At 42.3% G+C, this 13,215-nt stretch carries 13 protein-coding genes and 1 tRNA gene; 11 read left to right on the top strand and 3 right to left on the bottom strand.

Annotation, left to right across the window (positions count from 1 at the left end):
- The first annotated feature begins 222 nt into the window (after positions 1–222).
- The 7 genes from MUN53_RS07270 (at position 223) to MUN53_RS07240 (ending at position 7,623) form a co-directional block, all read left to right on the top strand.
- On the top strand, positions 223–1,269 hold the full coding sequence (locus MUN53_RS07270) for a 6-bladed beta-propeller (RefSeq protein WP_243324354.1): 1,047 nt from the start codon (positions 223–225) through the stop codon (positions 1,267–1,269).
- Positions 1,270–1,313: 44 nt separating this feature from the next.
- Positions 1,314–2,744: a glycosyltransferase family 2 protein gene (locus MUN53_RS07265; RefSeq protein ID WP_243324352.1), complete on the top strand. Its 1,431-nt coding sequence runs from the start codon at positions 1,314–1,316 to the stop codon at positions 2,742–2,744.
- Complete coding sequence (locus tag MUN53_RS07260; protein ID WP_243324349.1) at positions 2,741–3,679, top strand: DUF4922 domain-containing protein; 939 nt, start codon at positions 2,741–2,743, stop codon at positions 3,677–3,679. Before MUN53_RS07265 ends, MUN53_RS07260 begins: the two co-directional genes overlap by 4 nt.
- Positions 3,680–3,725: 46 nt before the next feature.
- A complete protein-coding gene (gene lpxK, locus MUN53_RS07255) occupies positions 3,726–4,826 on the top strand; it encodes a tetraacyldisaccharide 4'-kinase (protein WP_243324347.1) in 1,101 nt (366 codons plus the stop codon).
- A gap of 2 nt (positions 4,827–4,828) precedes the next feature.
- The gene (gene thiL, locus MUN53_RS07250) at positions 4,829–5,857 is read left to right on the top strand and encodes a thiamine-phosphate kinase (RefSeq protein ID WP_243324345.1); all 1,029 of its coding nucleotides are present in this window, start codon (positions 4,829–4,831) and stop codon (positions 5,855–5,857) included.
- A 210-nt stretch (positions 5,858–6,067) separates the two neighbouring features.
- Positions 6,068–6,140, top strand: a tRNA-Phe gene (locus tag MUN53_RS07245).
- A gap of 244 nt (positions 6,141–6,384) precedes the next feature.
- Positions 6,385–7,623 carry a site-specific integrase gene (locus tag MUN53_RS07240; RefSeq protein WP_243324343.1) on the top strand — a complete coding sequence of 413 codons (1,239 nt, stop codon included), beginning with the start codon at positions 6,385–6,387 and terminating at the stop codon, positions 7,621–7,623.
- 471 nt (positions 7,624–8,094) lie between these two features.
- Here MUN53_RS07240 and MUN53_RS07235 read toward each other — a convergent pair whose 3' ends face one another.
- The 3 genes from MUN53_RS07235 to MUN53_RS07225 all read right to left on the bottom strand — a co-directional run bounded on the left by MUN53_RS07235 (position 8,095) and on the right by MUN53_RS07225 (position 9,937).
- Positions 8,095–9,117 (bottom strand): Fic family protein, encoded by a 1,023-nt coding sequence (locus MUN53_RS07235; RefSeq protein ID WP_243324342.1) that lies wholly within the window; start codon positions 9,115–9,117, stop codon positions 8,095–8,097.
- 162 nt (positions 9,118–9,279) lie between these two features.
- Positions 9,280–9,585 (bottom strand): helix-turn-helix domain-containing protein, encoded by a 306-nt coding sequence (locus MUN53_RS07230; protein ID WP_009125781.1) that lies wholly within the window; start codon positions 9,583–9,585, stop codon positions 9,280–9,282.
- A 40-nt stretch (positions 9,586–9,625) separates the two neighbouring features.
- Positions 9,626–9,937 carry a helix-turn-helix domain-containing protein gene (locus tag MUN53_RS07225; RefSeq protein WP_243324341.1) on the bottom strand — a complete coding sequence of 104 codons (312 nt, stop codon included), beginning with the start codon at positions 9,935–9,937 and terminating at the stop codon, positions 9,626–9,628.
- A 464-nt stretch (positions 9,938–10,401) separates the two neighbouring features.
- Here MUN53_RS07225 and MUN53_RS07220 point away from each other — a divergent pair, with 464 nt between their 5' ends.
- From MUN53_RS07220 to MUN53_RS07205, 4 genes are all read left to right on the top strand, one after another.
- Positions 10,402–10,866 (top strand): DUF3408 domain-containing protein, encoded by a 465-nt coding sequence (locus tag MUN53_RS07220; RefSeq protein ID WP_243324340.1) that lies wholly within the window; start codon positions 10,402–10,404, stop codon positions 10,864–10,866.
- 229 nt (positions 10,867–11,095) lie between these two features.
- Complete coding sequence (locus MUN53_RS07215) at positions 11,096–11,470, top strand: plasmid mobilization protein (protein ID WP_243324339.1); 375 nt, start codon at positions 11,096–11,098, stop codon at positions 11,468–11,470.
- Complete coding sequence (locus MUN53_RS07210) at positions 11,467–12,396, top strand: relaxase/mobilization nuclease domain-containing protein (protein ID WP_243324338.1); 930 nt, start codon at positions 11,467–11,469, stop codon at positions 12,394–12,396. Before MUN53_RS07215 ends, MUN53_RS07210 begins: the two co-directional genes overlap by 4 nt.
- Before the next feature lie 49 nt (positions 12,397–12,445).
- Positions 12,446–13,213 (top strand): hypothetical protein, encoded by a 768-nt coding sequence (locus tag MUN53_RS07205; RefSeq protein WP_178254895.1) that lies wholly within the window; start codon positions 12,446–12,448, stop codon positions 13,211–13,213.
- Positions 13,214–13,215 lie beyond the last annotated feature (2 nt).

The following is a 13,215-nucleotide window of genomic DNA, read 5'->3' as shown; positions in this document are numbered from 1 at the left end:
CATTTTTTGGTAACTTGATGTCTGATTTTTGTTTTCACTTAATCATTTGTAGGTATTATCGGGAAGCAAATTCAGAAGAAAAGGCCAAAAACTCTCTTCTTCCCAATTTTTTTCTCTAGTTTCTCAACTGGAAAATTTTTATTCGGCTTTTTTGATCTTATTCGTAGTTCTATATACTAAATCTGTTTTCTTTTCGTTTTTAATATGTAAAATCTGAAGAAAATGAAACAGATCACATATATCATTTTAGCAGCTATGTTGCTACTTTGTGGCGGTTTTGGCTATGAACGCCTGATGGCAGATCGTGATACCGATATGAATCGGAAAGGCGAGTTATCGGACATTGCTGAGTCAGTTACAGCTATTCCCTTAAAACCAATAAATGGGAAGTCTTTGACGGACGCGCATGATATACAAAAAGACGGGAACGATCTGTTTCTGATTTGTCAAGGTATTTTGTATCGTTTCAATCGACAAGGAGAATTGGTTTGTCAGATAACCCAACCAGAGGAAATCAAGGTGGCTGGCTATTTGGTCCATTCTCTAAAAAAGCAATTGATCGTATTAGGTAATGTGGATGATATCTATTATTATACGTTTGATGGTGAATTGCTTTTTAAGAAGAAGTTACGGAAGGACTTTAATGAAGAGCAGTTATTGTCAGCCGTATTGTACAAAGGAAAAATCTATACGGCAGAACGAGTGATAGAAAAAGATACTTTGCATCGTACGTGTGTAAAACAGCAGGTGCAAGTGTATGATACCTGTTTTCAGCCTTTAGAATCTCATCCTATAGTAGAAGTCTCGCTAACACATCCTGTTTTATTCCCCAATTTGCAATCGGTTCGTTTGTGTGTATCACCCGATAGTGGAGAAATGTATGCTTATTCGGCGCCTTATCAGCCGGAACATTTATTACGTGATTCATTGTTTATTCATCAAACGGGAGGCAAAGAAGATATTGAAGAAGGAGAGATACCGTTATTCCCTGTTTGTATGGGAAGTCGTTATTGGATGGCTGCCAATCAGGATGCGGAGAAAACAGAACAACGATATTTGTTTTGCTGGGATCGTTTCGAGAATCAGGCATGGCAGTTGAATGAAGGTTTTACGGATGATTTTTTCCAGACGGGTAGTGTCGCTAAACTGGAACCGATGGATTTGTATGGACAAACTTATTCGTTTACGAAGTTTGGAAAATCACTAGAGACTTCTTTTCCAGAAGCTGCCGATTCAACCGTTGTATTCATTGTAGAGATGAAAGCCTGAAAAATCAAAATCCTTTCTTATTTTTGCCTTAAAAATAGAAAATCATGGAAAAACGTATCACCTGTTTTGTCATGCGGCAAAATCCTGTGGTTGCACAGATGAATGAGGAAACATTCCAGTCGCAGTCTTTAGTAAGAAATATTGTTCTTTTTGATATGCCTCATGGTTCGTCAGCATGGAGTCGCAACTTGTTGAACGATCTGGTTGTTTCGGATCTGTCGGATTATATATTGTTTTGTTTATCACCTGATCGGATTATTCTTGGTGCATGGGCATTGGAACGATTGTGTGAAATAGCTGACTCGACGGGAGCCGATTGCCTGTATGCCGATTATTATGATGAGAAAGATGGACAACTGATACCTCATCCATTGATTGCGTGCCAGGCGGGAAGTTTGCGGAATGATTTTGATTTTGGTAAATTGCTGTTTATCCGTTCTTCTGCTTTTGTTGAGGCTGTACAAACTATTCAACAAGATTGGCAATATGCGGCGCTTTATGCATTGCGTCTTCATCTTTCGGAGAAAGGTTCTCTTATACATGTCAATGAATTCCTGTATCGGGCGGAAGAACACGACTGGAGGAAAAGTGGTGATAAGATATTTGATTATGTGGATCCTCGAAATCGAGTAGTACAGTTGGAGATGGAGCAGGTATGTACTGAATATCTGAAGCGGATTGGGGCTTATTTGAAACCAGAGTTCAAGACAATCGATTTTTCTGAAGAATCCTTTCCGGTAGAAGCATCGGTAATCATTCCGGTTCGGAATCGGGTTCGTACGATAGAAGATGCTATCCGTTCTGTTTTAAATCAACAGACTAATTTCCCATTCAATTTGATTGTTATTGATAATCATTCGACTGATGGAACGACCGAAGCGATTGACCGTTGTCAGTCAGATCCTCGTTTGATTCATCTGATTCCGCAGCGGACGGATTTGGGTATAGGCGGATGTTGGAATGAGGGTATTCATCATCCTCAATGTGGAAAATTTGCCGTTCAACTGGATAGTGATGATTTGTATAGCAGTGAATCTACGTTGCAACAAATTGTGGATGCCTTTTATCAACAACAATGTGCAATGGTAGTCGGAACTTATCGGATGACTAATTTTAAATTGGAAGAGATTCCACCAGGAGTAATTGATCATAAGGAATGGACTCCAGAGAATGGTCGGAATAATGCCCTTCGTATTAATGGTTTGGGAGCTCCACGCGCTTTTTATACACCACTCATCCGTCGGATTAATTTCCCGAATACCAGTTATGGAGAAGATTATGCTGTTGGGTTACGGATTTGTCGGGAGTATCAGATCGGGCGTATTTATGATGTTTTGTATCTATGTCGTCGTTGGGAAGATAATTCGGATGCAATGTTGAGTCGTGAGAAGATGAATCAATATAATGTATATAAAGATCGTATTCGTACATGGGAACTGGAAGCCAGAGTACAACAAAACCGACAGGGCTTATGAGAAAAACATTACAGGAAGAGGTCTTACGTATGTTAGATCGCCAGAAAAAGGAATGGGATTTGGCTGCTCGGAATTATGAGGCTCTGGATCATGTATTGGTACGTGAGTTGTTATTGGATGATGTACTCGTCCGTGTGCAATACAATCCCGCTCGAAGTGTATCGACAACTGCTAAAGTGGATAAAGACGCTGTTAAGCAACGACCTTGTTTTCTGTGTCCGGATCATTTGCCTTCGGAACAGTTACGTTTGCCTTTTGGCGATCGTTATCTCATTTTATGTAATCCTTATCCGATATTTCGCCACCATCTGACGATACCAGCTTGTGAACATACTCCACAACGTATCCAGTCTCGTTTGGCAGATATGCTGGAATTATCTCGACAATTACCAGACTTTACGCTTTTCTATAATGGACCACGTTGTGGCGCTTCTGCTCCAGATCATTTCCATTTCCAGGCTGTGCCTTGGGGTGATATGCCGGTTGACCAGGAAATAGAAACACATACAAAGCTTTTGTTGGCAGAAAAAGAAACATCGTTGTATACATTTAGTCTTGGAAGTCGAAATGGTTTTGTTATCCGTTCTTCTTTGATACCGGATGCAGTAAGTATGTTTGAGAAACTTTGTACATGGTTACCTGTTTCGATAGAAGATGAAGAACCGATGATGAATCTTTTTGTTCATTATGAAAAACAGGCTTGGTCGTTATTAGCAGTTGTTCGTAAAAAACATCGTCCGTGGCAGTACACGGCAGCAGAACCTGATCGATTTTTATCAAGTCCCGGAGCTGCTGATTTGGGAGGTGTTTTTGTAACTGTACGTGAATCTGATTTTAATCGAGCGGATGCTTTACTGATCAATGATGTTTACCAACAAGTTTGTTTTAGTGCAAGAGAACTAGAACTGCAAATAGCAAAGAAAATTGGCAAATGAATATATATTAGTTACCTTTGCGCAAGATAGTTGGTAATATATTTATATGTCGGAAAATATTTCTTCAAAATATACTTTTTGGTTATGGCCTTTTTCTTTTCTCTATGGAATAGGGGTTTTTATACGGAATCAGTTATTCGATTGGGGTATTAAGAAAGAAAAGGTTTTTCCTGTTCCTGTTATCTGTGTAGGAAATCTAGCTGTAGGAGGTACGGGAAAAACTCCGCATGTCGAATATTTAGTTCGGTTGCTGAAAGATAAATATCGGATAGCTGTTGTGAGTCGGGGGTACAAACGTTCAAGCAAAGGCTTTATATTGGCAACGAAGGAACATACATGTAAAGAAATAGGGGATGAACCTTATCAGATATTTCATAAATATCCTGAGATTTTGATGGCTGTGGATGGAAACCGATGTCGTGCCATAGATAAATTATTGTCATTGCCTGATACTAAAAAGCCTCAGGTTATTTTATTGGATGATGCTTATCAACATCGGTATGTGAAACCGTCTTTCTCTATTTTATTGACAGATTATGGTAGGATGTTCTATAATGATCGTTTGTTGCCTGTAGGCCGTTTGCGAGAACCTATATCGGGATGTGAACGGGCAGATGCGGTAATTGTTACGAAAACTCCTAGGGATTTGAAACCCATTGAATATCGGATTACAGAAACCAATATGCAGCTTAAAGCACATCAGCAGGTCTTTTTCTCTTATGTGGAGTACGATCGGATTTGTTCCTTACTGTCTGTTGATCGGAAGCTCCCTTTCATTCCAACTTCGGATGATGCAGTATTGGCCGTTAGTGGTATTGCGAATCCGAAACTTTTTGTATCGGAGGTAAGAAAAAGTGAATGGCAGGTAGAAGAACTGATCTTTTCTGATCATCATGACTTTAAAGAGTCTGATATCCGAACTATTACACAATCTTTTCAACGATTAAAAGGCCGGAATAAGATTATATTGACTACGGAAAAAGATGCAGCACGGTTATTACAAAATAAATATGTAACTGAAGAATTGAAAGGATGCATATACTATCTTCCGATCTCTATTTCTTTTTCGGAAGAAGAGAAGGATTCTTTTGATAATATGATATTAAAACATATACAAACATTCCAACAGAATAAAATTTTGTGGTAGTTATGAGTTCAAGAACAGAAATTGCAACATTGGGAGAATTTGGCTTAATACGCCATTTGACAGAAGATATAAAGTTGAAAAATGAGAGTACATTAAAAGGTATTGGTGATGATGCAGCCGTGTTGGATTATCAGGATAAATTGACATTGGTGACAACCGACTTATTATTGGAAGGTGTGCATTTTGATTTGACTTATGTTCCATTGAAACACCTGGGGTATAAATCGGCTGTGGTGAATTTCTCTGATATTTATGCGATGAATGGATTTCCACGCCAAATAACAGTATCGATAGGCTTGTCTAAGCGTTTTTCTGTTGAAGATATGGAGGAGTTATACAGTGGAATCCGTTTAGCATGTGATGTCTATGGTGTTGATCTGGTTGGTGGTGATACTTCTGCTTCATTGACAGGCTTGAGTATTAGTATTACATGTATTGGAGAGGGAGAAAAAGGAAAAGTAGTGTATCGGAATGGGGCACATGAAACAGATCTGATTTGTGTTTCGGGTGATTTGGGAGCTGCTTATATGGGACTTCAGTTGCTGGAGCGCGAAAAGAGGGTGTTCCAAGGAGAGAAAGACTTTACTCCTGATTTTTCAGGAAAAGAATATTTATTGGAACGTCAGTTAAAACCGGAAGCCCGTAAGGATATTATTGAAAAACTGCGTAAGGCAAATGTCCTTCCAACTGCGATGATGGATATATCGGATGGTTTGTCTTCTGAATTATTGCATATTTCGAAGGAAAGTCATGTGGGATGTCGTGTTTATGAAGATCGAATACCGATAGATTATCAGACAGCTGTTATGGCCGAGCAATTTAATATGAATTTAGTAACAGCTGCTTTGAATGGTGGTGAGGATTATGAATTACTTTTTACTGTTCCTTTAACAGATCATGAAAAGGTCTCTGAAATGGAAGGCATAAAGATTATTGGTCATATAACAAAGGCTGAACTTGGGAATTTCCTTGTAGGACGTGATGGCGGAGAAGTCGAATTAAAAGCACAAGGTTGGAATTCTCTTAACTGATACTATAAGATTATGCTTGGATTTTTTTTTCAAAAAGTCCAAGCATAATCTTGTTCTTAAATTGTTGTTTATTAGCTGGATAATTAGGATTGTAAAAATGAATGAATATTTTTTATGACAAAAAAGTTGATTAAACTATTGCATATTCAAAAAAAGTCCTTACCTTTGCACCCGTAATCGAAACAATAACGGTTACAAATAAAAAGAAAAGGTGCCATAGCTCAGTTGGTAGAGCAAAGGACTGAAAATCCTTGTGTCCCCGGTTCGATTCCTGGTGGCACCACTTTGAAGAAAAGCAAAAGACAGTAAAATCCTGATTTCCAAGCGAAATCGGGATTTTTTGTTTTCCCCAGGCACGCAAAAAACGGCAGAATATTACCGTTCGAGGTGGAGCAAAAGGTGGAGATAAAAGGTGGAGCAAAAATCTCCACCGAATTAGGCTCTTTTTCACTGATTGTCAATATTTTGCATAGCAAGAAAACGGGTTCGGTTTCCTACTTTTGTACAAACTAAAAACTGTAGGAAAAATGAAAAGAAGTTCATTCAATGTGCTTTTCTTCTTGAAGAAGACCAAGCTGCTGAAAAACGGAGAAGCATCCGTGTGTATGCGTATCACTGTAGATGGTACGCGAGTCGAGAACAACATCCGTAAAAGCATTGATCCGTCTCTCTGGAGTCAGGCAAAGGAATCTGCCAGAGGAAAAAGCCGCAAATCATGCGATCTGAATGCCTATATCGAAAATGCGAGAATCAAATTACATCAGATTTTTTGTGAACTGGAAGAACAGAACCAGCCTATAACAGCGCGTCTGTTGCAGGAAATATTTTTCGGACAAGACAAAGAACCGGAAGCGGTACGCACTCTTATCGGCACCATGCAGGAGCACAATGACCAATGCCGTGCCCTGGTCGGGAAAGACTACGCCCTGATTACCGTTCGCCGTTATGAAAGCTGTAAGCGCTATCTTGCCGAACTTATCAGACAGAAATACGGAAAGGATGATCTGCCGCTGGCGGAAGTCAACGGTGAGCTGGTACGTGCCTTTGAATTTTATTTGAAGACTGAAAAGGAATGTCAGCAAAATACCGTTATCCGTTATATGAAATGTCTGAAGAAAATTACCAATCTGGCACTGGCCAATGAATGGATAGCCAAAGACCCGTTTATCGGTATCAAATTCCACGAAAAAGAAGTAATCCGTGAATTTCTTACCATGGACGAACTGCTGACTATCTACCACAAGGAATTTCCTCTGGAGCGAATCACCGTAGTCCGTGATGTTTTTATTTTCGCCGCCTTTACCGGTTTGGCTTTTATCGACGTGCAACAACTTTCCTCTGAGCATATCGTAAAAGACAACAACGGAAACCTGTGGATCAGGAAGCCACGTCAGAAAACAAAGAACATGTGTAATATCCCGCTGTTGGATATTCCTTTGGAAATCCTGAGAAAATATGCAGATTATCCTGCCTGCAAAAAGAAAGGAGTATTACTGCCTGTCCCCTGCAATCAGAAGATGAACAGCTACCTGAAAGAGATTGCCGACCTGTGTTTGATAAAGAAGAACCTGACTACACACACTGCCCGTCACTCGTACGCCACATCTGTCTGTTTGGCCAATGGAGTAAGCATAGAGAATGTAGCCAAAATGCTCGGTCACTCCAATATAAAGATGACGCAGCACTATGCAAGGGTACTCGACAGTTCCATTCTGAAAGATATGAATAATGTAAGGGATGTACTTTCAGGCAATCTTTCTCGTTAATAGCAGTTCATTCAAACAATTCAGGAACTATGAATCATTCTACCATACGGATAATAAGCCGCAAATTCTGCGGTTAATTATCCGCATGAATATCTTAACAGCTTTAGCCTTAATTTCCAAATCATAAGAGACACCCATCAGTCGCCTATTTCCTCGCCGTCCATAGAAGTTAGTACAGACTCTCTTGAAAGTGAAAAGGTCTGGCGGCTATGCCGTTTCGGGCAGAATCTTCCTCTTTCAGAGCGTATTCAGCCCGAAAACCTTTTCCCTTTCACGTCTGTACAATGAATGTCGACGGCAGCGGAAACAAGCGACTGACGGAAAAAGTCAGAAAATAAAAACTCAAACAGCATATGGATGGATTTTAAAATCACGTCCGATTCTATATGCTGTTCTCAGCACCTAAAGAAGGATATTTTTTAATAATACAATAAAATGGGCAGACGGCAAACTGCGCTCCCTCCAGAAAAATCAATCCGTTTTTTCTACGACCTGCCAGTGTCCGCCTTTATCCGGTCCGACACGCTTGAGTATTCCTTCTGCCTTCATCTTGGCAATATGCTTTTCCACAGCTTTAGGGGTTATGCCTATCCGCTCGGCAAGGGCAGCTGCACTTAGTGAATTGTCTTGAGATAGCAGAGCAATAATTTTCTCCCTACTTTTCACCTTTTTCTCCCTACTTTCTGTCTGTTTCTCCCCACTCTCAGGAATATCTTCAATGGATTTCCGATAAGTATCAATGTCATAAGCAAGATTCTTCACCATAGTGGCAGTCATAAAATTCCGGAATATACTTAAATCTTCATTTTCCCGAGTTTCCACCAATGCTTTGATGTATTCCTCCTTATCATCCTTAAGGATTTTGGTCGGAATCAATCCAAACTCAAATTGAAGCATGTTCATTACAAGACGTGCCATTCTGCCGTTACCATCAGCCCACGGATGTATAGTCACCAAATGATAATGGGTATCAAAACTGAGCTCGTATAATTGTGCAACACTTTTGCTTGCATAATTTTTTCGTTCTTGATTCAGCCAATTGCAAAATTCCGCGAGTTTTACCGGGACTTTACTGTAATTCATATACGATTTGCCTCCAACTCCTGCCGTAACATTCAACAGGCGTAAGTCTCCCTTTGCAGATGAGAAATCTCCCAATGCAGTCTTATACTCCTGTCCGGTATTTTTCATGACAAGAGCAGAGAGACTTTTCAATAAATCAATAGTGATATCAGTATGTGCATGAGCTAGTTTTATGGCAGTCTCATAAGCGTTTTTAAGATCAAGATTCATGTTCTGCTCCGTGATACTTTTCCCTTTCAGGCTGATTCCCTGGTCGAACATGATTTGATTTTCAAGCTCTGTTATAGTCGATCCCTCGATAGCTGTGGAATGAGTAATGAGTGAATACAAATAGAACTTGTCATAATCTATCTGCTTGTCTATTTCCAATCCCCGATAAAGGGAAATCAATTTTTCAAGTTCGGTTTGCATATTATCTTCTATTTTTCACAAATATATATTTTTCTCCCTACTTTTCATTATTTTCTCCCCACTTTATTTGCTTTTCTCCCTACCTTTTGCAATAAAACAAATAGAATCTGCATCACCTCCTGTTTGATAAGTGATACAGATTCCAATAGAGTGATACCGATTTTATTCATTAAGTCGGTACGCCTCCTTGTAGCCTTTCATCAGTGTCTTTTCTATGTCGGAAGCCCGGTAGAGAATCTTGCCGCCTACCTGTGTGTAAGGCAGAATGCCGTTGTTGCGGTAGTCCTGCAAGGTTCTCCGGCTTACTTTCAGCAGGTATGCCACTTCCTTGTCTGTCAGCAGTTCATCGCCATAGGCAGACGGTTGCCGTTTCTCCAACAACTTTTCGAGCAGGGCCAGCAGCCTGTCGAAATTCGAATGGAATGTCTTTACCCACTCGTGGTCCTTTTCTCTGATTTCATTACTCATACGCGTTTGATATAGGGTTATACATTATTTTTGTACTCGTTCAAATGGTCTTGCCTTTCCAGCGCGCTTCCTTGCGTTTGTCCTCCACGTTGCCGACTACCCGTTCCACATCGTCAGGACGGTAATAAGTCCGGTTTCCGATTTTGGTAAAGGCAAGCGTCCCGTTATCCCTCAGGGTCTGCAAGGTTCTCGGACTGATACGTAACCTGCGGCAGACCTCGTGGTTGTCCATCCATTCACTTGTTTCCTTCCCGCCGTGTTCACTGCACAGGCTTTCCACCCGCTGAACGAAACGATCCAACTTGGCGGCAATCTCCTCGAAAGTCCTTTTTTCAAAGCTGATGATTTCCATTGTCTTCTTTATTTTCTAGTTAAACATATATTCAAATTTCCGGAACAGAACAGGTCTTTTACAGCCGATATTCCATCATGTATCGTCGTCCTATTCTCGGCTGGAAATATGACTGTTTTATCCTGTTCCCACTGCAAATAAAAGCAGTAGAAATCACACTACAATGGATTTTCAGACCGGTGACGATGCGTTGCCCGGAATGACATCATGTTACATATCAAGTGCATACAATGAGCCTTCTTCATAAACGGAATCCGCTTGAACAATCCGGTATATAGGAATCACTCCGGCAAATCACGGCAGGCAGCACCGACCGCCCAATCGGTATAGTGCATAGGGTAACATAATTGCCACGGTACCTCCATTTGCTTGATTCTGTTCACTATACACATTTCCTTTGCTCACGACAATGAGTCAAGGTGCGCACCGAGACCAGTGAGTAAACCGATTAAAATCAAAAATGTATGGTAACAAAAAAGAAATTGACCAAAGAAGAATGGGAGGCCATGACAGGTACGGACATGTCATTCATACTCCCGTCAGATGGCGGCATTGAAACTGCCATGGAATCATCCTTGAATGATACCGGAAAAGAGAAATCAAAAGGCACGGTAGAACGGACCGATACCCCATCCGAGAACCAGCAACCATCAATCGGAAAAGAGGAAGCTGTTCCCGCATCTCAACGTCGTATAAGCAGCAGACAGAGAAAACTTTCCCTGGACGAATACAGGAAAACCTTTCTTATGGTTCCGAGAATAGAAGACCGCAAGCCTGTATTTGTTAGCGGTGAGGTACGTGACAGGCTGGACGAGTTTGTCCGTAGGTTAGGAGGACGTAAAATGAGCGTTTCCGGATTGCTTGAGAACATCGCCCGGCAGCATCTTGAAATCTACTCGGAGGACTTCGAACAGTGGCGAAAGCTGTGACATTTTCCGGAATGACCGACTTGTTTACTGACTCCAGTCATTACAGTATTCAGACTGTCAGCAACCAGCCTGAGGGGGTAACGGACAAAACTTCAGTTTTGGGAGTTAGCGAGGTTATCTTTCGGGCATCCCGAAAAACCTCGCTCCACTCCCGAAGAGTGGAGGCAATCCGCTCCCGATGGTCGCAGATTGTGAGAAAAAGAATAATCAGAAATCAAACGAAGAAAATATGAATGACAGAAAGAAAAACAGACCGAGGGGACGCCCCAGAGTAAGCGGAGTGTGCAAACTCAGCAAAGCCGTTACAGTGAAATTCTCCAAGATAGACTATGAGCGGTTGTGCCGACGCAGCAGACAGGCCAACCTCACGCTGGCAGAATTCCTCCGCGTATCAGCCTTTGAGACGACGATAACGGCCAGGCACTCTGCCGAGGAGACTGCCGTCATACGCAGCCTCACGGGTATGGCGAACAACCTGAACCAGCTGACCCGTCTGTCCCATCAGGCCGGATTCCACCGTACCCAAAGGACGGTGACAGAACTCCTGCAGAAACTCAAGGAGATTATTGTCCGGTACAGGTACGGAGAAAGGAGGCCGTCATGATTGGCAAGATCAAGAAAGGGAAATCCTTCGGCGGCTGTATCCGCTACGTGATGGGCAAGGACAACGCGGAAATCATCGACTCAGACGGTGTACTGCTGGAAAATATCCGGGAAATAACGGACAGTTTCAACTACCAGCGTGAGCTTAATCCGAAGATAAAACAGCCTGTCGGGCACATCGCATTGAGCTTCAAACCGGAAGACAAGGCATTGCTGACGGATGAGTTTATGGCTAAAATAGCCCGGGAATATATGGAACTGATGGGGATAAAAAACACTCAGTTCATCCTGGTAAGGCATCATAACACGGACAATCCGCACTGCCACCTGGTCTATAACCGCATCGGGTATGACGGCAAGGTAATCTCTTCCCAAGGCGATTACAAACGTAACGAAATCGCCACAAAACTACTTAAGAACAAGTACGGGCTGACATACGCCGAGGACAAGGGCAAGACTAACGTGGAGAAACTCCATGCTTCGGAACGTGTAAAATACGAAATCTTCAATGCCGTCAAGGAGGCTTTGAAGCACTCCGGAACATGGAAAGAGTTCAACGATTATCTGCTTCGCCGGGGCATCAGGCTGGAATTTGTAAAGCGTACCCGAGAGATAAAAAGGCCGGAGGACATACAGGGAATCCGGTTCACCAAGGACGGGCAGACCTTCAAGGCTTCACAGATCAGCCGGGAGTTCAGCTTTGCCAGACTGAATGCCCGGCTGGGCTGGAAGACTTCGGAATCCCAACAGGAATCCGAACGTAAGGTGCAGCAAAGGATACCAGACGGAGGCCATCTTCTCGAAAGTACGGGACCGGGACTGTTCAGCCCGACAAGCGGCACCGCTCCCGAAGAGCCGTTATCTCAGGAAGAACTCTTGCGCAGACACAGGAAAAAGAGACAAAAAAGGAAAGGTTTCGGATTGTAGTCCGTCCTTTCCCATTCAAATTATTCATGAACATTAAAATTTCAGGAATATGAAAATGGAAGAATGTATCGAGAGCATCTTCGGATGCCTGGAAAGAATCGAGGACAAAATCAACGGGTTGTCCGTCCCCTCGCCGGAAGGCAACAGCCCGACAGTTAATAATACACAGGATGAGTCCGTGCTGAATGAAGTCCGGAAAGGTCATGAGACATTTCGCAAATTGTTGGCTCGCGTGTACGAAGGCCTTGCCGCCATCAAGAACGATATGGTTTCCATGGACAGGAAAAACTCGTCACAGGAAAGACTTGGACAGGTCTTGTCGGAAATGCATAATGAACAGCGGCAGAACCAGGAGAAAGTGGAAAACCTGTTTTGTGAGACCAATGACACAATCAGGAAGAATGCCGTCAAGACAAGCAACATCAACCATCATTTCAGCCTGAGCTTGGAATCCCCGTACATCCTTGGGAGTTTTTCCGTGATGTTCGCGGCAATCGTGGCCCTGTCCGTGGCGCTCTATTTTTCGACGAGAACAGATAACGCACAAGTCGATAATGATCTGAAGTACCGTTATGTCAAGATGAAAGGAGAGGCTACCCCCGAGCAACTCGTGGAACTTGAAAACCTCTTTGGACCGAACCGGGATAACGGACGGATAGAACAGATGCGTGAGGACGTGGAAGCCTACGAGGAAGCAGTACGGAGACAGGCCACCCTGACCGAGCAGGCACGGCTGAAAGAACAGGCCGCGAGAGAACTGGACAGTAAGGCGAAATCCATCAAGGACAAGTCTATTACGGACAAATCTAAAAAGTAAGC

The sequence above is a fragment of the Parabacteroides faecalis genome (assembly GCF_022809355.1).
Taxonomy (GTDB): domain Bacteria; phylum Bacteroidota; class Bacteroidia; order Bacteroidales; family Tannerellaceae; genus Parabacteroides; species Parabacteroides faecalis.
This window is presented reverse-complemented; position numbering and strand designations above follow the sequence as displayed.